This is a genomic window from Pseudomonas sp. B12(2026), assembly GCF_057767015.1.
This window is the reverse complement of the sequence record NZ_CM173430.1, coordinates 2597501-2619095: the sequence shown is the minus strand read 5'-3', so window position 1 is coordinate 2619095 and position 21595 is coordinate 2597501. Positions and strand designations below refer to the sequence as shown.

At 64.8% G+C, this 21595-nt stretch carries 10 protein-coding genes, 2 tRNA genes and 3 rRNA genes (1 of these 15 only partly in view); all 15 read right to left on the bottom strand.

The genetic code is table 11. From position 1 onward, the window contains the following. Positions 1–172 precede the first annotated feature (172 nt). Positions 173–1648 (bottom strand): TolC family protein, encoded by a 1476-nt coding sequence (locus AC3B6A_RS12230; RefSeq protein ID WP_488403037.1) that lies wholly within the window; start codon positions 1646–1648, stop codon positions 173–175. 77 nt (positions 1649–1725) lie between these two features. Next, positions 1726–9966, bottom strand: coding sequence for a DUF4347 domain-containing protein (locus AC3B6A_RS12225; protein WP_488403036.1), 8241 nt, complete (start codon positions 9964–9966; stop codon positions 1726–1728). A 96-nt stretch (positions 9967–10062) separates the two neighbouring features. Continuing rightward, positions 10063–10674 carry a phage tail protein gene (locus AC3B6A_RS12220; RefSeq protein WP_488403035.1) on the bottom strand — a complete coding sequence of 204 codons (612 nt, stop codon included), beginning with the start codon at positions 10672–10674 and terminating at the stop codon, positions 10063–10065. A 75-nt stretch (positions 10675–10749) separates the two neighbouring features. After that, positions 10750–11061, bottom strand: coding sequence for a DUF6916 family protein (locus tag AC3B6A_RS12215; protein ID WP_488403034.1), 312 nt, complete (start codon positions 11059–11061; stop codon positions 10750–10752). Next, on the bottom strand, positions 11058–11561 hold the full coding sequence (locus AC3B6A_RS12210) for a GNAT family N-acetyltransferase (protein WP_488403032.1): 504 nt from the start codon (positions 11559–11561) through the stop codon (positions 11058–11060). The genes AC3B6A_RS12215 and AC3B6A_RS12210 overlap by 4 nt, the downstream gene beginning before the upstream one ends. A 139-nt stretch (positions 11562–11700) precedes the next feature. Further along, complete coding sequence (locus AC3B6A_RS12205; protein WP_488403031.1) at positions 11701–12702, bottom strand: sulfotransferase family protein; 1002 nt, start codon at positions 12700–12702, stop codon at positions 11701–11703. Next, on the bottom strand, positions 12690–13490 hold the full coding sequence (locus AC3B6A_RS12200) for an aspartyl/asparaginyl beta-hydroxylase domain-containing protein (RefSeq protein WP_488403030.1): 801 nt from the start codon (positions 13488–13490) through the stop codon (positions 12690–12692). The genes AC3B6A_RS12205 and AC3B6A_RS12200 overlap by 13 nt, the downstream gene beginning before the upstream one ends. 26 nt (positions 13491–13516) lie before the next feature. Beyond that, positions 13517–15613, bottom strand: coding sequence for a site-2 protease family protein (locus AC3B6A_RS12195; RefSeq protein ID WP_488403578.1), 2097 nt, complete (start codon positions 15611–15613; stop codon positions 13517–13519). Further along, positions 15613–16932: an efflux RND transporter periplasmic adaptor subunit gene (locus tag AC3B6A_RS12190; protein ID WP_488403029.1), complete on the bottom strand. Its 1320-nt coding sequence runs from the start codon at positions 16930–16932 to the stop codon at positions 15613–15615. The genes AC3B6A_RS12195 and AC3B6A_RS12190 overlap by 1 nt, the downstream gene beginning before the upstream one ends. Further along, complete coding sequence (locus tag AC3B6A_RS12185) at positions 16929–17711, bottom strand: efflux RND transporter periplasmic adaptor subunit (protein WP_488403028.1); 783 nt, start codon at positions 17709–17711, stop codon at positions 16929–16931. The genes AC3B6A_RS12190 and AC3B6A_RS12185 overlap by 4 nt, the downstream gene beginning before the upstream one ends. A gap of 256 nt (positions 17712–17967) precedes the next feature. Further along, positions 17968–18083: ribosomal RNA gene (gene rrf, locus AC3B6A_RS12180) — 5S ribosomal RNA — on the bottom strand. A 131-nt stretch (positions 18084–18214) separates the two neighbouring features. Beyond that, positions 18215–21105 (bottom strand): 23S ribosomal RNA (locus AC3B6A_RS12175). A gap of 234 nt (positions 21106–21339) precedes the next feature. Further along, a tRNA-Ala gene (locus AC3B6A_RS12170) sits at positions 21340–21415 on the bottom strand. 27 nt (positions 21416–21442) lie between these two features. Further along, positions 21443–21519, bottom strand: a tRNA-Ile gene (locus AC3B6A_RS12165). Positions 21520–21583: 64 nt separating this feature from the next. Further along, a 16S ribosomal RNA gene (locus AC3B6A_RS12160) occupies positions 21584–21595 on the bottom strand; it runs 1524 nt beyond the window's last position. The 16S, 23S and 5S rRNA genes sit together here with 2 tRNA genes alongside, the layout of an rRNA operon.

The window sequence follows — 21595 nt, the reverse complement described above, 5'->3', positions numbered from 1 at the left end:
CTCATGAGAGGCGGTCCACTGCCGGCACCCGGCGACGCAGGGCACGGCGAGAGTATGACCAATTCGGTGGCGTAGAGCACGCCTTGGCTGATGCCCGCAGGGAGTTGGCGTACCGGCTGGAGCACCGGGAGGCACGGCGCAGCCAGCCCGCGCCGTGCCTCCCTTGCGACAGCTATTGCAGCTGCCCGCCGTCGAGCTGGCGCTCCTTCTCGGCCAGCCCGCTGGCCAGGGTGGAGAGGTGGGTGTCGGGCAGGCCGCTCGGCAGCGGATCGATGCCCGCGGAGGCGAAGATCTGGCCGTAGCTGTTGCGCAGCTCGGCGTAGGCCAGGTCGCGGCGCAGGTCGGCCTGCAGGGCATTGAGTTCGCCCTGGATCAGGTCTAGCTCACCGATGCCCTGGGCCTGCTGGCGATTACGCAGCTGGCCGACGATCTGGTTGTCCAGGCTGGCCAGCTCCTGGGTGGTGAGGAACTGCCGGCGCGCCTCGTTGTAGTTGGCGTTGGCCACGTAGAGCTGCGCCAGCACCGCCATGGACATGGCCTGGCGGCGCGCGGCGGTGACGTCCTCGCCTGCCTTGGCGACGTCGATGGCGGCCGGCGCGGAGAGTACGTTGAACAGGTTCCAGGTGACCTTCACGCCGTAGTCCGCCCAGCTCTGGTTCACCAGGAAGGAGTTGCTGTCGTAGTGCCCGCCGGCGGAGAACTCCAGGCCCGGCAGCAGACGCAGCATGGCTTTCTTGGTCTCGGCGGCGCTGATGCGCGCCTGGTAGTCCTGCTCGCGCAGTTCCGGACGGCTGGCCAGGGCCTGCTGTTCGAGCAGGTTGAGATCGGTCTTGAGCTCGGGGACGTCGTAGCCCTCGGGTACGGCCAGGTTCAGCTCGGTACCCAGCGGCAGGTTGATCAGGGTCGCCAGCTCGGTCTTGGCCAGGGACAGCGCGCGGCGCTGCTCCTCCAGCTGGCGGCTGGCCTCGATCAGTGCGCGCTGGTAGCCCAGCGCCTGCACCGGGTCGCCGATGCGCTGCTGGCTCATCTGCTGGCTGTCCTTGCGGGCGCTGTCGACCCGCGCCATCAGGCTGTCGATCTGGCCCAGCAGGCGCTGCGCGGCGATGGCGCGCCAGTAGGCCGAGCGCACATCCTGGATGATGGTCTGCACCACCTTGCGCCGGCGCTCCTGCACGATCAGCCGCTGGTCCGCCTGCTGCTTGGCGCTGACGTAGCTGACGCCGAAGTCGAGGACGTTCCAGACCATGGTCAGGTCGGCAACATCACGGTCGCGATCCTGCGAGGTCGACGGTTCCAGGGACTGGGTGTTGGTCAATACGCTCTGGCTGCTCGAAGCGCTGACGTTGTTGCGGCCGACGTAGCCGGCCTCCAGCGCCATGCGCGGCAGCATGTCGAAGGTGGCGAGGTCGAGCTGGCGACGCGAGAGCGCTTCCTCCATGACCTTCAGGCGCGACTCCAGGTTGTACTTCACCGCGCGGGCCATGGCCTCGTGCAGGGTCAGCGGCCCGCTGAGGGGTTCCTGGTCCTTGAACATCGCCTTCAGGTCGTCGCGGGCGCGTTGCTCGCTGACGCTGCGGTCGATCGGCTGCGTGGTCACGGCGCAACCGCTGACGGCGAGCGCCAGCAGGCTGACGCTCAGTAAGGTCATCTGTTTCTTCATCCCTGGCCGTCCCCCTGGTTGCGGCTTTGTTGTTCTTTCTGCGACTTCTTGCTGTGCAATGGTTATCAGGATGCGTCGCGGTCCTGGGCAATCTGCCCCAGCGCCCAGGCCAGTTCACGCAATGGCTGTTGTTCCGCTTCACGGATTCCATGGAGTTGCTGGGTCAGGCTCGGCGTGCCGAACACACCGCGAATCCCCTGCTCGATACCGCCGTTTCGGCGCTCGAAGACCTTCAGCGGCGTGGACTCGTCGACGCTGTCACGATCGAAGATGCCCGACAGGGTGCTGCTGCCGAACACCCCGGCATCACCCCCGCCGAAGCCGAGGAAACCCTTGCCGCTGCCATCGCCGAAGCCGCTGTCGCCGAACACCTGGGCGATGGGGCTCTGCGACGGCGCGCCGTGCTGGGCGAAGATATTGCCCAGCGGCGGTAGACCACCCAGGCTCGGCGGCTCGAACAGCGACGGCGGCGCCAACGGCGAACTGGTGGGCGGCGCAACGACCACGGGAACCGCCGGCTGCAGCGGCGTCACGGATGGCAGCGCAGGCGTAAGCGGTGTGGTGACGCGGAACTCCGGGTCGCCGTCGGACAGCGAGCCGATGACGTAGCTGTCGCCACTGAGCGGCTGGGTCAGCACGTTGCCGGCGGCGTCGTTGATCGCACCGCCCTTGACCGCCAATCCCAGGCTGCCCTGGCCGCTGACGTCGCCCACGGTGACGCGGTAGATGCGCGCGTCGACCCGGGTCACCGAGACCAGGCTGCCACTGGCGGAGTTGCTGGTGACGAGGGTGAAGTCGCCGGCATCGACGCCGCTGACGTCCTCGTCGAAGGTCACCAGGAAATTCACCGAACTCGCCCCGGTGGGCGATGGGTCCAGGCGCACCACGCCAGTGGCGGTGGGCGCGCGGGTGTCCACCAGCACGCCATGGCTGTCGCCGACGCCGTTCAGGCCCGGGTTCAGCGCATTGCCGGTGGCGTCCCGCAGGCTGCCGCCATTCTCGGACAAGCCCACTACGCGGATGCCGTCGCCGTCGTTGTCGCCCTGCTGCACGCGGTACTGGAACGTCAGGCGGGTGCCACCGGAGCCGCCGGCATAATCGGCATAGACGGTACGGCCGCCCATGTCGATGGCCAGGCGCGGCGTACCGCTGACCAGTACCGCCTCGCTGACGTCCACCTCGAACGTCAGGGTGTCCCCCGCAACATGCAGGCCGGCTGGCGGCACGCTTACGCCGGTGATGGCCGGCGCGTCGCGGTCGACGCCGTAGACGGCGCCGGTCAGGCCGCCGACGATGGCATTGCCGGCGCGGTCGACGATGCCGGTGCCGGCCCCCTTGAGGTCCAGCCCCAGGGTGCCGGTGCCGCTGAGGCCGCTGACGGTGATCTGGTAGGTGTGCGCATCGAGCTGCACCAATCCGCTCAGGCTGCCGGCGGCGCTGCCGGTGCTCACCAGGGTGAAGTCGGACAGGTCCACGCCGCTGACGTCTTCGCTGAAGGTCACGGTGTAGCGCACGCTGCCGGCGTTGGTCGGCGACGGGTCGACGGCGACGATGCCGCTGGGCGCGGGCGCCGCGGTATCGACGATGACGCCGCTGGTATCGCCCACGTTGTTCAGCGTCAGGCTCAGGTCGTTGCCGGCGCCATCGCGCAGGGTGCCGCCATTGGCGGACAGCCCGCTCACGCTGATGCCGTCGGCATCGTTGTCGCCCGGCTGGATGCCATACTGGAACACCAGGGTCGTGGTGCCGGAGCCGGCTACATAGTCGGCGTAGACCGTGTGCCCACCGATATCCAGGGCCAGGCGCGGCACGCCGCTGACGACCACCGCCTCGCTGGCATTGACCACGAAGGTCAAGGTATCGCCGGCGTTATAGGGGACGCCCACCGGCACGGAAACACTCCCCACCACCGGCACCACCGCATCCACTCGCACCCCGGCGGTATTGCCGATGCTGTTCAGGGTGGTGTTGGCGTCGTTGCCCACGGCATCGCGCAGGGTGCCGCCATTGGCCTGGATGCTGCTGCCGACGCTGATGCCGTTGGTGTCGAGCTGCCCGCTGGCGACGGTCAGGCGAAACACCAGGGCGGTGGTGCCGGAGCCGCTGAGGTAGTTGGCGAAGACCGTGCCGCCACCGTCCAGGGTGATGGCGATGCGCGGAGTGCCGCCGGTGGCGTCAACCGTCACCGTCTCGCTGAGGTTGACGGTGAAGTCGAGGTTCTGCCCGGCCGTATAAGTGCCGTTGGCGGGTACGCCTACGCTGGTGACGGCGGGCACGTCGCGGTCGATGCTGTACACCGCACCACTCAGGCCACCGGTGATGGCGTTGCCAGCCTGATCGACGATGCCGGTGCCAGTCCCATTGAGGTCCAGCCCCAGGGTGCCGGTGCCGCTGAGGCCGCTGACGGTGACCTGGTAGGTGTGCGCATCGAGCTGCACCAATCCGCTCAGGCTGCCGTTGGCGCTGCCGGTGCTCACCAGGGTGAAGTCGGACAGGTCCACGCCGCTGACGTCTTCGCTGAAGGTCACGGTGTAGCGCACGCTGCCGGCGTTGGTCGGCGACGGGTCGACGGCGACGATGCCGCTGGGCGTCGGCGCTGCGGTGTCGACGATGACGCCGCTGGTATCGCCCACGTTGTTCAGCGTCAGGCTCAGGTCGTTGCCGGCCGCATCGCGCAGGGTGCCGCCGTTGGCGGACAGCCCGCTCACGCTGATGCCGTCGGCATCGTTGTCGCCCGGCTGGATGCTGTACTGGAACACCAGGGTCGCGGTGCCGGAACCTGACACATAGTCGGCGTAGACCGTGCTGCCGCCGATATCCAGGGCCAGGCGCGGCGTACCGCTGACGGTGACCGCCTCGCTGGCATTGACCACGAAGGTCAAGGGGTCGCCGGCGTTATAGGAACTACCCGCCGGCACGGAAATGCTCTCCACCACCGGCGCCGTCGCATCCACCAGTACACCGGCAGTGCTGGCGACGCTGTTCAGGTTGAGGTTGGCGTCGTTGCCCACGGTATCGCGCAGGGCACCGCCATTGGCCTGGATGCTGCTGCCGACGCTGATGCCGTTGGCGTCGAGCTGTCCGTTGGCGACCACCATGCGGAACACCAGGGCGGTGGTGCCGGAGCCGCTGAGGTAGTTCGCGAAGACCGTGCCGCCACCGTCCAGGGTGATGGCGATGCGCGGAGTGCCGCCGGTGGCGTCGACCGTCACCGCCTCGCTGAAGTTGACGGTGAAGTCGAGGTTGTCTCCCGCCACATAGGTGCCGTTCGCCGGCACGCTCACGCTGCCGACGATGGGCGCCACGCCGTCGATCAGCAGATCGGCATTGCCGCCCAGGCTCTGCGGGTCGGCGGGATCGGGCAGCGTCGCGAACGCCAGGCTACCTGTACTGACGCTGGTGATGCTGGCGCCATTGAACTGCAGCGCGCCGATGCCGCTGTAGTTGAGGTCGGCGCTCTGGTCACCGGCCTGCACCACGTAGGCGAACGTGAGGGTCGTGCTGCCGCTGCCGCTCTGGTACACCGCCGTGCGGTCGACGAGCCCGGTTTCCAGGAGCAGCGTCGGCGTACCACTGCCGCCCACCGTCACGGCCTGGTCATAGGTGATGCTGATCAGCACGGTGTCCCCGACCTTGTAGCCGCCGTCAGGGCTGGAGGTGTCGACGCTGACGACCGATGGGTTGGGCAAGGCGACGTTGATCGCGATGGTGTCGGTATCGGTCTGGTTGCCGCCAGCGCCGGACAGCCCGAGATCGTTGGTCGTGATCTGCAGCGACGCAGGGCCGGTGTAGCCGGAGGTCGGGGAGAAGGTCAGGCCAGCCAGCGCGTTATTGATGTCGGCCACGCTGCCATCGAAGGTCATGGTGCCGTCGCCGGTACCGCTGCCCGTGGAAAACACCAGGCCCGAAATGCTGCCCAGGGTGATCAGGCCATTGCTGGCCGTCAGGGTGACCCGCACCGTGCCAGCGCCAGCGTCCACGTCGGAAATGGACACCGCGTTGCCATTGCCGGCGTTGAAAATCAGGTTGCCATCCTGCAGTACATTCTGCGGGCCCGGCACGGTATTGACCGGCGCGTCGTTCTGGGCGCTGACCACCAGGGTAACCGTGGTGCTGTCGGTCAGATTGCCGCCAGTGCCGGTGTGCCCGCCATCGTCGATGCCCACGGAGAGCACCACGTTGCTGGTGGCGTTGCTGGCGGTGGTGAAGCTGACCGCGCCGCCGACGATGAAGGCATTGATGTCGGTGAGGGTTCCGCTGAGGCTGAGCGTGCCACTGCCCGATCCCAGCACCGTCACCCCGGCGGCGCTGCCGGCGGTGAGCGAGCCACTGCCGGGGGCAACGCTGAATAGCACGCTGACCGTTCCAGAACCGGCATCGATATCGCTGAAGCTGATGCCGGTGAGGGCCTGCGGCACATCCTCGGCGACGCTGATGGACACCGGCGCAAGGATGATGGGCGCATCGTTCACGGCGGTCACCGTGAGCACCACGGTTTCGCTGTCGCTCCTGGACGCCCCGCCCGACAGGCCGTTGTCGCTGATGCTGGCCGTGAGGGTGACGCTGGCGGTGCTGTCAAGCGCCGTCAGGAACACGACGTTGCCGCCGGCGATGAAGCCGTTGATGTTGCTGATCGAGCCGGCCAGCGTCAGCGCGCTGGCGCTGCCGCCGACGGTGACGCCGCCACCGGAAACCGCGGACAGCGTGCCGCTGGGAATGCTCAGCGTGACCGTGACGCTGCCGGCGCCGGCGTCCGTGTCCGAGAAGCTGATGCCGGTGATGGCGATGGCGATGTCCTCGCTCACCGTGATACCACTCGGCACGCTGACGATCGGCGTGTCGTTGGTGGCGGCCACCGTCACCGTGCGGGTGGCGGGGGTGCTGTCGGCGGCGCCGTCGTCGATGACGAAGCTGACGGTGCGGTTGGCAGCGCTCGGGTTTTCCGAGCTGTTGCCGTAGGTGACGCTGCGCAGGGCCACCTGCCATTGCGCGGCGCTGGCGCCAGCCGCGGAGGTCAGCGTCAGCACGCCGCTGCTGCTGTCATAGCTGCCGGTGATGTCGCCCATGGTCGCCGGATTGCTGGTGAAGCCCAGCACATCCTCTGCGCTCATGAAGTTGCCGGAGATCTGTACCCTGGCGCTGTAGAGCAATGGCGAGTCGCTGTCCGACACCGTGAGGCCGCCATCGACCACCACCGGCGTCGAGGCGACGTTGTCGCCCTCGATGAACGCCGTGGCGCCACCGCTGCTGGTGACCAGCGGCGCATCATTGATCGCGGTTACCGTCACGCTCGCGGTATCGGTCGCGCTCGAGAACGGCGAGGATCCACCGGTGACGGAAACATCGACCTTGCTGCCCTGCTGGTTGCTGGTGGCGCCGCTCTGGTCCCAGGCACGGTAAGTGATATCGGCGCTGGTGCCGTTGATGCCGTCCGGCACGAAGCGGACCCGGTCGCTGCTGCGCAGCAGCAAGGCCGAACTACCGGAGACCGCCCCCACATCCTGCCAGCTGGCGCCGCCATCCAGGCTGTACTGCCAGGTGCCGTTGCCGGCATTCAGCCCGGTGATGGCGATGCCTCGCACTGCGCCGCTGTCGACGTCGCTGACGCTGCCGATGAAGCTGGAAACAGCCTGGCCGACATTGTTGATGTCGGTATCGGTCAACGCATTGAGCGTGGGAGTCGATGGAGTCAGCACCGGCGCGTCGTTGACGCTGCTCACGGTGAGCGTGGCTTGCGCGGTACCGGTGGAATAGGCGGAGCTACCGCCGTTGGTGGTGGTATCCGCCAGGTTGCGCACGCTGTTGGTGGAAGCGGTACCGGCGCTCTGGTCCCAGGCACGGTAGGTCAGCGTCGGGGTTTCGCCGTTCAGGCTATTGGGTACGTAACGTAGTTGGGTAGCCGCCGACAGCAGCAGCGCGCTGCTGTTGCTGACGCTGCCAACCAAATTCCAGGTGAGGCCGTCGGTGGAATACTCCCAGCCGCCATTGCCGATGCTGCCGGTGATGGCGATGCCGCTGGCGGGGCCGTCCGCGTCGGCGTGGGTGGTGCTGGCCAGCAGTGTGGACACGGCGACCGCGCTTGAGGTGGTGTCTTCGTTGGTGCCAGCCCAGGTATAGGGCCCGCCGGACAGGGTCGGCGCATCGTTCACCGCTGTGACGGCCACTTGCGCGGTGACCGCGCTGGAGGTGGCGCCGCTGCCATCGGTCACGGTGAAGTTGATCTGCCGGGTTCCGTCGGTGCCACCGAAGGTCGGATCGCCCGAGGTGGAGGAGTAGGTGATCGAGCGCAACGCGGCCTGCAGGTCGGCCATGCTGCCGTTGCCGCTCAGGGTCAGCACGCCGGTGGCGGTGTTGTAGCTGGAGATAAAGCCGGCCGGCATGCTGCCGACGCTCAATACGTCTCCGGCGCGCAAGTCGGAGATGGCGACCGTGGCGCCCTGGAAGGAGGTGGAGCTGTCCGGGTCGACGATCGACAGGCCCGAGTTGAGTATCACGCCCGCGCCATTCTCGGTGTAGCCGACGTTGGTGTTGACGGGCGTCAGCACTGGTGCATCGTTGACCGCAGTGAGGTTGACGGTGACTTGGCTGTTGGTAACGGAGGCGCTGTCGCCGTCGCTCACACCGATGCTGATCGTGCGCGCCATGACACTGGGGTTGGCGCTGCTGTTGTTGTAGGTGAGGTTTTGCAGCAGTGCCGCAACTGCCGCCGGACTGGACGCCGCATTGAGTGTAATCGTCAGGTCGGTGGTGCCGGTGCCACCACTGAAGGCACCGATGACGGTGCCACCATAGGTGACGTTGCCACCGCTGACGCCGATCTGTCCGACAGCAGTCCCCTGGTTGCGGATCGACAGCAGGTCTTCACCGGCCACACGGTTACCGCTGATCGACACGACCACCGTGCCGCCGTTGAAGTCGGGCGAGTCCGCATCGATCACCTGCGCGTTGCCTCCAGCATCGAGCAGTACCGCTGAGCCCTTCTCGACGAAGGAGACCGAATCGCCGTTCAGGTTGCTCACCGTGGGCGCCACGTTGGGTGGAACGGCAACGCCGACGACGATGTCATCGACGTAGACGGACACATCCGCCGCCCCATCCTGCCGAACGATGCGCACCTCATCGATGAACTGCCAGGCACTGCCCGACACGCTCACCAGCGTACCGCCGGATCCATAGGCAGCAGCCTGGAAATCCTGTGTGGCGCCGGATACCGCCACGCCATCGCGATAGCCAACTAGTCGGTACTGGTTGGAATCGGACAGATACCACTCCACGCGCAGGGAAACCAGGGCGAACTCCTCGCCCGTGGTGGCCTTGAACACCGCAGCGGCCTGGCTGTTGGTCGTCTGGGGCTCATAGTTGCCGTTCATCAGGGCAGCATGATCCGTGCCGTTGGCGAGGCTCGATTCGCTGCTGAGGTTGGTGATGTCGACGTAGCCGTTGGTGTCCTGGCCTCCTTGGGGATTGAGCAGGGTGAAGGTCCAATTGTTGACGATGCGCGGCATGCCTACGAGGCCATAGTTATGTCCGGAGCCATCCACCACCACGCCATCGAAGTTCTCGCTGGAGGGAGCGGCCAGCAGCGCATCGTAGCCGGTCAGTGCGAGGGCGGAGGTCTCGATGAGGCCGGTATGCTGCTCCAGTGTCCAATCGCCACCCCGGCTGGCGGCACCGGTCATGTCGTCGGAGGCGGCAACATCGGCGCCAGTGGCGCTGGCCAGGGACTGGATGAAATCGCGGCCGGCACCCTCGGCGCCAATGCTGCAACCGTAGAGAAGGATGTCGCCGTGTTCGCCCAGAGCCTGCCCAATACGGTTCAACACCTCACTGTGGGAGGACAGCGAGGTGGCGTCGAGCCACTGGCCGCCCAGTTCGACCTTGCCCACGTCACCATGGCTGATGATTTGAATCGCATTGATGCCGCTGCGACCGTCCAGGTAGTCGGCGATCTGCTGCAGGCCGTCCTTGTTCGCATCCAGCACCACGACTTCGGTGCCGGGCTTCAGGCCGCTGACGAGCTGCTGGTAGTTCCGGACGTTGCTGTCGACGAACACCACTTCCTGGCGGTTATCCGCCGTACCGGCCGGGGCTGCGGCCAGGTTGTCGGACGCGCTGTCATGCTGCGCCGAGTCCGCCGGGCTGCCCTGTGCATCCGGCGCATCGGCGGGCTTCGCGGTGTCTGCCGCTTCCACCGTGGTAGCAGCGACTGCGCCGTCGAACATCATTCGGGCTTCGAGCGCCATCGCCAGCGCCGGGCGAGATGGCTGATCGGCCACTGGCTCGCGAACAGTCTTCTTCCACCACATGGAACACCTCCTACTGCCATTCAACGAGGGGAAGGCGAATCCCGCCCTCCCCTCTGTGCCGTTACGACTCCGATGACCGCCCGGGGGCGGTCCGGATCAGTTGCGCGACGGGTAGATGCCCTCGAGCGCAATCACGAAGTTGGTGCCCAGGAAGGGGTTGCGAATGCCGACAGGCTGGCTGCCGCCGGTTACGCCGACCGTGATGCCCGGCATGTCGCCCAGGACGCTGACATTGAACGGCGCCAGGTTGGTGTCGGGGGTGCCGGTGGCGTACAGGGTGCCGGGGCGACCGCCAGCCACGATCGGGCCCAGGACGGTGGTCGGTCCCGGATTGGCCTGGGTGGTGCCGGTGGTTGCGGCAGGGATGGAAGCCTGTCCGGACGCGCTGATGGAGTTGCTGGCGGGTGTCGCGGTATGGGTGTGGGCGGGCATCTGGTTGGAAAGGATGGTCACGTTCTCCACACCGCTCACTTCACCGACGGTGATCGGGCTCAGCCCCGGCCCCTGCCCCTGCCCCACCGGGCTGCGGCCACGGAAGTCCGGCAGCCCGAAGGTAGTCTGGCCATTGCCGCCGTACATGGTACCGAGCAGCGAGAACAGCGCAGTATTCTGCGTGATGGCCATCAGTTGGCCCTGGCATAAGGCCCAGCCACGGGGGGCGAAGTTGAAGCCGACCATGCGGATTTCGCCGAGGAAGGGATCGCTCATTGCTGTTGCTCCTTGTTGATGCCGTCTCTGCGGCAGGGTGCGCATCGATGCGCGGGACAACCTTTGAGGCCCGACCTATTGGGCCTTGCGGCAATGGAAGACTGCCTGCAACAGATGGTTCTCACCGTCCTCGTCCGGCCCGATAGGGCTCAGCATCACCGTCCACTCGGCGTTGCCGGGGCTGCGCAACCGGTAGCTGTGCTGGGGCAGGCGAACCCCGGCGGGCTGCGCGAAAACGGCGCTGTAGCATTCATGGCGCGCATTCATCGGCGTGCCTTCGCTGACCTCCACCAGGGTGACGGCGATGCCTTCGCCGTTGTCCCAACTCAACCACCATGGCTGATGGAGTTGCTGCTCGAAGTCCTGCCGGCTGGGCATCTGGCTCATGGGGATACGTCCTGTGCGAGGGGAGTCCTGGCGCCGCGCTGCATCTGCAGGTAGACACGGTTGTCGCCGATGACGACGAAGCCGAGGCGGTCATAGAGGCGCCGGGCCGGATTGGTTGGCTCGACGAACAGGCGGATCGCCTTGCCGGCTTCGTCCGCCTCGCGGGTCAACGCCTCCAGATAGCGCGTACCGATGCCGTTCCCTTGCCAGTCGGGCAGCAAGGCAATATCGATCAGGTTGTAGGTGCTCAGCCCGCGAAACACATAGAGCCGGCCAATGGCCTGGCCCCGATGGCAGATCAGCGAGAACTGCGCATCGTGGTAGTGCTCCTGGTAATACCGGTGCTGGGCGTCGAACTGCTGGGCAAGGAAGGCGTCGACGGCTGACTGGTTCCAGCCGGTGGTGACCATTTCAGCGGCGCGGGTGGTCGCGTAAAGCAGCCGCAGGAAGCACAGGTCGGCTTCCGTGACAGGGCGGAGGTTCAACTCGAGCGTTGACATGTGTGGTGCGTCCTTGCTGAAGGCAGCTTCGGGAGCCGCCAACGCCTTATTGTTTTGCTTTCACACGACTGAACGGTCGGAGAGTAACCGAATGTAAAGGCCATTAGCCACTGTTTACATTACAGCAATAGAACTATTCCTAAACACTTGTATGAATTGTCTCCCCTGAGCATCGTAGTTGCTCCAATCCTTCGTAGGGCACGCGTGCCCAGCGCTCCACCGCCGCACGCACCTCTTCACCGGCCTCGTCACGCTTTTTCTGGCTGTCGGCACTGAACCACATGGCCGGCTGCTTGGCGTCGAAGGCGGCGATATCACGCAATGCCGGCGCGTCGGCCTCTACCAGGCCAAAGATCGGCGCCAGACGGCCCCAGAGCGCGCCCGGCAGTTCGTTGTAGTTCACCGGCACGCAATCCCGGTCCCGGCAGAGTGCCAGCCCCTGTTCGAAGATGCGGCCGATCATGCGGCAGGTGTACTCCAGCGGCATCATCGCCAGGGCGTCCTGCCCGGCGAAATCCAGGCCCGACGGCCCCAGCAGGCCCGGTACCCGGTGCATGCCGGGCTGGCGCAGTTGCGAAACGACGATTTCCAGCGGATCGCGGTAAAGGAAGATGCGTGGCGTACCCGGGTACAGCCCACGCAGCAGCGGCGCCTCGAAGACATTCCAGGCATCCAGCTTGATGAAGAGCCGCTCTTCGCTGCCATGCCGGCGCTGGCCATAGGCGCCCAGCAGGGCCCGAACCCAGTGCGGCTGGCGTTCCCGCACGGCGGGGTCGAGGTAGTGGGCACGCAACAGGCTGTCCAGCGCTGGCGGCTCGGAGAGCACGATGTGTCGCGCAAGACCCGCCAGCATCTGCGCGAGCAAGGTGGAGCCGCAGCGGGATGCGTGATAAATGAAGGCGCCGGGCACGACGCCCGGACTCTCGGCCTGCCGTTCCAGCAGGACATCCAGCGAGGTTTCCCGGCGAAAGGCCTGGTTGAAGGGCAGGCGCAGGGCCAGTTCCACATCATCGCGGAAGAATGGCCGGGTCAGCCGCTGCTCGCCGAACCAGCACCAGTCCAGACGCCATTCGCCATCGCGCCGCCAGGCCCGGATGGGCAGCCAGCCATGGAAGTTGTCCTCGACCATCATGCTTTCCATTGTTCACTCCATGCCTGCCTGCCCCGGCGCATGGCAGAGCGGACTTCCGCCTCGGAAAACCGCAGTCCACGCTCCGCGCCCAGGGCCACCGCTTCCCGCAGGAAGTCATGCACATCGACCAGCGACTGCAGCCGCCGCGCCAACGCCAGGTCCTGTGCCACCAAGCGGCAAAAGTGCGCGAAGGCCTGCCCCGCCCTGCCCGGCTGCAACACCGGCGTGGTCGGCAGGCCCTGCGCGATGGCGTCGAGCAGCCACGCGCTGCGCTGGCAATCCAGCACCAGATGGACGCGCTCGCGGGTGGACGGGTTGTCCACCCGGTGCGGCCGCGCCAGGTCGATGAACCAGCACTCGCCGGGCAGCATCGGCACCTGCAGGTCCTCGACTAGGAACTCGACCTCCGGAGGGCTGAGGAGCGGCACATGCAGGCGCAGGTCGCTGTCCGGCATGCCGAGGTCCGGATCGCAGTGTTCATGAATCCGTGCTCCAGGCCCGAGACGCAACAGGCGAGCGCTGCGCACCGTCGTGTGGAAGGCATCCAGCAGGGCACCCCAGGCCGCTTCCCGCTGCCACCAGCCGCTGCGCACCGGTTCCCCCCGGCCGGGAGCCAGCGGCAGCGGCGCATCCAGCGAGGCGATCAGGGCGACGCCGCTCCAGTCGCCCTCGTAGTAGCCCGTGTTGAAGTGGTGCTGCCACGCGGCCGGGTCGACCCGCCCCAGGGCCTCCAGCAGGGGCGCCAGTTCGAACCGCAGGGGCAGGCGCGAGCAGATCGGTAGTGACGAAGCCGGCATCGAATCATCCTTGTTCGCTGTGTTCCTCAAAAACCGCTTTCCCTGACGCCGAGAGCCGCCAGCCGCCGCCAGGCACTGCCCAGCAGCGACTGCCCCGCCCCGTCCAGCACCACCACACCGCGCAGGGGCTGCGCCGGGTGGAAGGCGGCGGCGTCCAGCAGACTCAGCCGTACGCCGTACTGGGCCTGCACCGGCTCGGCACGCTGCTGCTCGTCGCGGCGCACGGCGATGGGACCATGGTGGTCGGAAACCAGCGCTTCCAGCTCCAGGTAGGCGACGCCGGTGGCGTCCACTTCATCCAGACGCACCGCCAGCGCCGGACGTGCCGGGTCGTCGGCGATGAAGCGTCCCTCGATGCCCGGCTGCACGCGCCAGAGATTCTCTTCGGCGAGATAGCCGCGCAGACGCTGGCCCGGCTCGACAACCCGCGCCAGGACTTCGCCGGGACTGAGCCAGCGTCCCGCCGCCAGGTCCGGCAGCAAATCGCGTACTACGCCGGCCTGCGGTGCCCGGATCTGCAAGCGCTCGCGCTGGGCCGCCAGCCCGCGGTACTCGGCCACGGCCTCGGCCAGTTGCTGTTCGAGAATTCCGGTATCGCCAACGGTTTCGCTGCGCGCCGCCTGCCGGCGCAGTTGCAGTTGGAGGATCTCAATCTCGCGGCGGGCAATGGCCTGCTTCGCTTCCAGGTCCGGGGATTCCAGCTCCAGCAGCAGGGCACCCTGCTCCACCGCCTGGCCATCCTCGACGTGCAGGGCCTTCATCCGCGCCGCCACCGGCGCATGCAGGGCCTGGGTACGGGAAGCCTCCAGCAGCGCCGGAACCTCCACCGAAGCGCGCCAGGGCACGACCAGCACCGTCAGCAACGCCAGCAGGCCGAAGCCGACGAAGAACACCTTGCGCGGCTCGACCTGGTCACGCCGCCGCCACCACTCGCGCAGTTCGCGCCAGACGGGCAGGCCGATGAACCAGACCAGCTCCACCAGCATCAGGAAGATGCCCAGCAACTTGAAGAACAGGTGGTAGACCGTCAGCGCGATACCGAAGAACAGCACCGCGCGCCAGATCCACGAACCGAAGCCCCAGATCAGCAGGCGCCGCGCCAGGGCCGGCGGCCAGGGTTCCGGTGCCGGCTCGCCGTAGCCGAACAAGGTCTCGCGCAGCCGCCAACGGCACAGGGCAAACGCGCGGGCCTGCAGGTTTTCCACCCCGAGCAGGTCGCTGACCAGGAAGTAGCCGTCGAAACGCATCAAGGGGTTGAGGTTGATGAGCACCGTGGTGATCCAGGTGGCGCTGGCCAGCATGAAGGCCGAGGTTCGCGCCGGACCGTCCGGCAGCAGCGACCACGCCAGCAGCGCCAATACCGCCAGCAGCAGTTCGGCCATCACGCCGCCGGCGCCGATCAGCAGCCGCGAGCGCCGGTCGCTCACCCGCCAGGCGTCACTGACGTCGGTGTAGAACATCGGCAGCATCACCATGAACGCCACGCCCATGCTCTGCACGCGGCAGCCGGCGCGCTTGGCCATGAAGGCATGGCCGAACTCGTGGCACAGCTTGGCGAAGGTCAGGGAGACGCCGAATGCCAGCGCGCCGCCCAGGCTGAACAGGTGCGGAAAGGTGGCGATGAAGCGCTGCCAGTCCCGCGCCACCAGGAACAACCCCAGGGCGAACACCAGCGGCAACCCCCAGCGCAGCAGCCAGGGCCCGTTGCGCCGCAGGACCGGCCATGCGCGATTGAGGAAGGCATCGGGGCGCCACAGCGGGATGCGGAAGAACAGATACTGGTGCAGCGCCTTCTGCCACAGGCTCTGCCGCATCGCCGCGGACTTCATCGCATAGCTGGCGCGCTGCTCCGCATCGAGGGCGGCGATCAGGTCATGGCCGCGCAGGAAGCGCAGCATCTCCTCCACCTCCGCCGCACCCAGTGGCTGGCCGGGTTCGGCGTTGGCCGCCTGCAGCACGCGCTGCGGATCGCCCAGCGCCCAGTGGCGCAGCAGGCGCACGGCGGCGGCGCCGAGCTTGAAGTAGCGCCCGCGCAAGGGGTCGGCCAAGGTCCACTGTGGCGCACCGTCCAGCCCGGGAGCAGCCGGCGAAAGCTGCAGGTCGGGGCGCAGGGCGGGCAGCATCACAGGCCCAGGCTCTGGCGCAGCGCGGCGAGGGGCCGGCGCAGCAGGTAAAGGGCCAGCGGCGCCCGATCGCCGAAGAGCTTCGCGGTGCCCCTGAGGCCGATCCGCGGCGGCGCGTTGACGAACGCCGCATCCAACCGGTAGGCGAGCTGTCCGGCGGCAGTCGCCTGCGCCTCGTAGGCGGCGCGTTCCAGCCGGGCGTCATGGCGGTTCAGCGGATCACTGTCGAGGAACAGCGCGACCTCGGCCCCTGGCTCCAGGGCGATGGCATCGCCCACCGGCAGTTCGATACGCAGTTCGGCCTGGGCCGGATCGGCGATCTGCATCAGCCGCTCGCCGGTCTGCACCGGCTTACCGGTGAGGCGTTCGGCGTCGGCGAACACCGCGATGCCCGCACGCTCGGCGCGCACTTCGCTGCGCGCCAGCAGTTGCCGGGCGTAATCGCGCTCGGCGCGTTTCTGTTCCACCCGCGCGGCCAGCAGGTCGACCCGGGCGCTCGACTCGGCATCGGCGAAGGCCCGCTGGGAACTGGTCTTGAGCTCGGCCTCGGCAACGCCCAGCGCACGATCGGCGACGTCCGCCTGGGCCTTGAGGCTGGTGGCATCGAAGCGCACCAGGAGGTCCCCGGCGGCCACGCTCTGATTGGGTTTGACGAGGAACTCGGCGATCACGCCATCCAGCGGTGCCGCCACCACCCGTCCGCCCAGGGGCACGACTTCGGCCGGCGCCAGTACCGACTGGCGCACCGGCAGGAGCAGCAGCAGGCAAAGACCGCCGGCGATCATCAGCAACTTTTTCTTCGGCCAGCGCAGGCGCCAGGGCTTGCGTGGCTGAAGTGCCAGCCAGGCGTGGGCATAGGTATTGCCCAACTGCGTCAGGAGCGACTGTTCCGCGTCGTTCCAGGGTTGTTCGCGGGCGAGCCAGAGACCGCCGAACAACGCACCCTGGCGGTCCAGCAAGGGTAGCCAGAACACCTCTCCCGCGGACAGCGCCTGCCAGTCCGCCTGCTGCTGGGCGCCCAGCGCCTGGAAGTCCACGGTCCGGGCAGTGTCCAACACGCCCTGCGCCTGCAACTGCGCACAGGCCTGTTCGACGAAGGAGACAAAAGGCGCATTCGGCTCCACTACGCTGATACCGGTGAGCGCTTTGACCTTGCCGGCGATCAGCAGCGCCGCGTGGCGATAGCCGAACAGTGCCTGGGAGTCGTTGACCATGTGGTAGGCCAGTTGCTCCACCGTACCGGCGGCCCGCGCCTGTCGCTCCAGTGTCAGGAACTGCGCGAAGACGCGCTCCAGCATGCCGATCTGCGGCGCGTTCATGGCATATCCGCGAAGCGCGCGGTGCCGCTCATGCCCGCCAGCAGGCCCTTCGCATCGGCCGGCAGCGCGGCGATCAACGGCAGCATCTGGCTGCCCTCGTCGATCCGCGCGCCCAGGCGTTTAACCTCCACCTGCAGCGGCTGGCCGGTCTCATCGGGAACGAAAGTGAAGGATTGTCCCACCTTCAGGCGGGACACCCAATGCGAGGGCACCAGCAGGCGGATTTCCAGGCTGCGGTTATCGACGATCTCCAGCAGCGGCGCGCCGCCGGACACGCTCTCGAACGGCTGTGCCTTGCGCTGCACCACCTGGCCATCGAACGGCGCGACCACGGCGCAGCGGCCGACCTGAACCTTGTAGACCTGCGCCTGGGCCTGCGCTTCGGCGAGCTTTGCCTCGGCCAGCGCCACCTCGAAGCGTCCCACGGAATTCAACGCCGCCAACTGGCGGTTATGCGTCAGTTGCTCGCCGGCCGCCTTGGCACCGGCCTGCGCGGCGCTCAACTGGGCCTGGTAGGCCGAGCAATCGAAGCGCACCAGCACATCGCCCTTGTGGAAGGTCTGCCCCTCAGCGAAGGGCATCTCCAGGATGCGGCCGGACAGTTCGCTGGAAAGCATCGCCTGGTCCCGGGCCCGCAGCACGCCACGCACATCCCCGGATCCAGCGGTGGACGATTGGGGCACCTGCAGCAACGGATCATCCGAAGACTGCTCCACTCCCTGAGCAGCACACGCCCCAAACAACGACAATCCTAATCCCAGCCACGCACATCCACGCATCGCTCGCCCTCCCCGGCAGGTCGGCGGAGTTTACGGTAGTCCCGGGCCATCGGAAATTAGCTGCGAAAACTTTCCTTCAATCCGCCCCTGCAGGAGCGAGCGTGCTCGCGACCCCGGCCAGGCCGCTGACGACGAGCTCGAACGACGCAGGGCGGAGGTTATCCGCACCCTGGCTAGCCCAGAACCCGCCAACTTTCCCGCGCGCAAAAGCAAAGCCCCCGACCAGCGTTGGCTGATCAGGGGCTTTGGGATAGGAGCTTGACGATGACCTACTCTCACATGGGGAAACCCCACACTACCATCGGCGATGCGTCGTTTCACTGCTGAGTTCGGGATGGGATCAGGTGGTTCCAACGCTCTATGGTCGTCAAGCAATTCTTTAGGACGCTCGTGGCTTGCGCGCACGCTCATCCGGATTCGGGTATGTGACAGGTATTTGCGGTTCTCGCGAACTTTCGGTTCGTCGACTTCACCGTCTAACACACAAATTGTTTGGGTGTTATATGGTCAAGCCTCACGGGCAATTAGTATCGGTTAGCTCAACGCCTCACAGCGCTTACACACCCGACCTATCAACGTCGTAGTCTTCGACGGCCCTTCAGGGGAATCAAGTTCCCAGTGAGATCTCATCTTGAGGCAAGTTTCCCGCTTAGATGCTTTCAGCGGTTATCTTTTCCGAACATAGCTACCCGGCAATGCCACTGGCGTGACAACCGGAACACCAGAGGTTCGTCCACTCCGGTCCTCTCGTACTAGGAGCAGCCCCTCTCAAATCTCAAACGTCCACGGCAGATAGGGACCGAACTGTCTCACGACGTTCTAAACCCAGCTCGCGTACCACTTTAAATGGCGAACAGCCATACCCTTGGGACCGGCTTCAGCCCCAGGATGTGATGAGCCGACATCGAGGTGCCAAACACCGCCGTCGATATGAACTCTTGGGCGGTATCAGCCTGTTATCCCCGGAGTACCTTTTATCCGTTGAGCGATGGCCCTTCCATACAGAACCACCGGATCACTAAGACCTACTTTCGTACCTGCTCGACGTGTCTGTCTCGCAGTCAAGCGCGCTTTTGCCTTTATACTCTGCGACCGATTTCCGACCGGTCTGAGCGCACCTTCGTACTCCTCCGTTACTCTTTAGGAGGAGACCGCCCCAGTCAAACTGCCCACCATACACTGTCCTCGATCCGGATTACGGACCAGAGTTAGAACCTCAAGCATGCCAGGGTGGTATTTCAAGGTTGGCTCCACGCGAACTGGCGTCCACGCTTCAAAGCCTCCCACCTATCCTACACAAGCAGGCTCAAAGTCCAGTGCAAAGCTACAGTAAAGGTTCACGGGGTCTTTCCGTCTAGCCGCGGATACACTGCATCTTCACAGCGATTTCAATTTCACTGAGTCTCGGGTGGAGACAGCGCCGCCATCGTTACGCCATTCGTGCAGGTCGGAACTTACCCGACAAGGAATTTCGCTACCTTAGGACCGTTATAGTTACGGCCGCCGTTTACCGGGGCTTCGATCAAGAGCTTCGCTTTCGCTAACCCCATCAATTAACCTTCCGGCACCGGGCAGGCGTCACACCCTATACGTCCACTTTCGTGTTTGCAGAGTGCTGTGTTTTTAATAAACAGTCGCAGCGGCCTGGTATCTTCGACCGGCATGGGCTTACCGAGTAAATCGTTCACCCTCGCCGGCGCACCTTCTCCCGAAGTTACGGTGCCATTTTGCCTAGTTCCTTCACCCGAGTTCTCTCAAGCGCCTTGGTATTCTCTACCCGACCACCTGTGTCGGTTTGGGGTACGGTTCCTAGTTACCTGAAGCTTAGAAGCTTTTCCTGGAAGCATGGCATCAACCACTTCGCTCTCTAAAAGAAAGCTCGTCATCAGCTCTCGGCCTTGAACACCCGGATTTGCCTAAGTGTTCGGCCTACCACCTTAAACTTGGACAACCAACGCCAAGCTGGCCTAGCCTTCTCCGTCCCTCCATCGCAGTAACTAGAAGTACAGGAATATTAACCTGTTTCCCATCGACTACGCTCTTCAGCCTCGCCTTAGGGACCGACTAACCCTGCGTCGATTAACGTTGCGCAGGAACCCTTGGTCTTTCGGCGTGGATGTTTTTCACACCCATTGTCGTTACTCATGTCAGCATTCGCACTTCTGATACCTCCAGCAAGCTTCTCAACTCACCTTCACAGGCTTACAGAACGCTCCTCTACCGCTCGTCTTACGACGAACCCGTAGCTTCGGTGTGTGGTTTGAGCCCCGTTACATCTTCCGCGCAGGCCGACTCGACTAGTGAGCTATTACGCTTTCTTTAAAGGGTGGCTGCTTCTAAGCCAACCTCCTAGCTGTCTAAGCCTTCCCACATCGTTTACCACTTAACCACAACTTTGGGACCTTAGCTGACGGTCTGGGTTGTTTCCCTTTTCACGACGGACGTTAGCACCCGCCGTGTGTCTCCCACGCTGACACTTCCAGGTATTCGGAGTTTGCATCGGTTTGGTAAGTCGGGATGACCCCCTAGCCGAAACAGTGCTCTACCCCCTGGAGTGATACGTGAGGCGCTACCTAAATAGCTTTCGAGGAGAACCAGCTATCTCCGAGCTTGATTAGCCTTTCACTCCGATCCACAAGTCATCCCCTACCTTTTCAACGGGAGTGGGTTCGGTCCTCCAGTCAGTGTTACCTAACCTTCAACCTGCTCATGGATAGATCGCCCGGTTTCGGGTCTATACCCAGCGACTAAATCGCCCTATTAAGACTCGCTTTCGCTACGCCTTCCCTATTCGGTTAAGCTCGCCACTGAATATAAGTCGCTGACCCATTATACAAAAGGTACGCAGTCACCTAACAAGTAGGCTCCCACTGCTTGTACGCATACGGTTTCAGGTTCTATTTCACTCCCCTCTCCGGGGTTCTTTTCGCCTTTCCCTCACGGTACTGGTTCACTATCGGTCAGTCAGTAGTATTTAGCCTTGGAGGATGGTCCCCCCATGTTCAGACAAAGTTTCTCGTGCTCCGTCCTACTCGATTTCACTTCCAAGAACCTTTCACATACGGGGCTATCACCCACTATGGCCGCACTTTCCAGAGCGTTCTGCTAGATTCAAAGAAGCTTAAGGGCTAGTCCCCGTTCGCTCGCCACTACTAAGGGAATCTCGGTTGATTTCTTTTCCTCAGGGTACTTAGATGTTTCAGTTCCCCTGGTTCGCCTCACACACCTATGTATTCAGTGTGTGATAACCAGCTTATGCTGGCTGGGTTCCCCCATTCAGAGATCTCCGGATCACAGTCTGTTTGCCGACTCCCCGAAGCTTTTCGCAGGCTACCACGTCTTTCATCGCCTCTGACTGCCAAGGCATCCACCGTATGCGCTTCTTCACTTGACCATATAACCCCAAGCAATCTGGTCATACGTCTCGAACGTGAAGACGACATTCGCCGAAAATTCGCGCTTGAACTCGCAAATTTTACCTTGACTTGAATAATCACCAGTGAAAGAGATTATTCAGTCTACTTCTATCACATACCCAAATTTTTAAAGAACGGTTCCGGTACAAAGACCAGACATCAATGTTCGCTCAACCTGAACATTCATGTCTGAGCTTTCGACGATTTGAAGATGGTGGAGCCAAGGAGGATCGAACTCCTGACCTCCTGCGTGCAAAGCAGGCGCTCTCCCAGCTGAGCTATGGCCCCATCGGATCAGCAGCACACCACAACAATTGGTGGGTCTGGGCAGATTCGAACTGCCGACCTCACCCTTATCAGGGGTGCGCTCTAACCAACTGAGCTACAGACCCAATCGTCTAACCAGTGAATCAAGCAATTCGTGTGGGAGCTTATGAAGAAGCTGGGATCTTCGATTAAGGAGGTGAT

Bases quoted from the DNA above. Each gene is read 5' to 3' on its own strand.
- AC3B6A_RS12230 (WP_488403037.1), bottom strand. From the start codon at position 1,648: ATGACCTTACTGAGCGTCAGCCTGCTGGCGCTCGCCGTCAGCGGTTGC.
- AC3B6A_RS12225 (WP_488403036.1), bottom strand. From the start codon at position 9,966: ATGTGGTGGAAGAAGACTGTTCGCGAGCCAGTGGCCGATCAGCCATCT.
- AC3B6A_RS12200 (WP_488403030.1), bottom strand. From the start codon at position 13,490: ATGCCGGCTTCGTCACTACCGATCTGCTCGCGCCTGCCCCTGCGGTTC.
- AC3B6A_RS12205 (WP_488403031.1), bottom strand. From the start codon at position 12,702: ATGGAAAGCATGATGGTCGAGGACAACTTCCATGGCTGGCTGCCCATC.
- AC3B6A_RS12185 (WP_488403028.1), bottom strand. From the start codon at position 17,711: ATGCGTGGATGTGCGTGGCTGGGATTAGGATTGTCGTTGTTTGGGGCG.
- AC3B6A_RS12215 (WP_488403034.1), bottom strand. From the start codon at position 11,061: ATGAGCCAGATGCCCAGCCGGCAGGACTTCGAGCAGCAACTCCATCAG.
- AC3B6A_RS12220 (WP_488403035.1), bottom strand. From the start codon at position 10,674: ATGAGCGATCCCTTCCTCGGCGAAATCCGCATGGTCGGCTTCAACTTC.
- AC3B6A_RS12210 (WP_488403032.1), bottom strand. From the start codon at position 11,561: ATGTCAACGCTCGAGTTGAACCTCCGCCCTGTCACGGAAGCCGACCTG.
- AC3B6A_RS12195 (WP_488403578.1), bottom strand. From the start codon at position 15,613: ATGCTGCCCGCCCTGCGCCCCGACCTGCAGCTTTCGCCGGCTGCTCCC.
- AC3B6A_RS12190 (WP_488403029.1), bottom strand. From the start codon at position 16,932: ATGAACGCGCCGCAGATCGGCATGCTGGAGCGCGTCTTCGCGCAGTTC.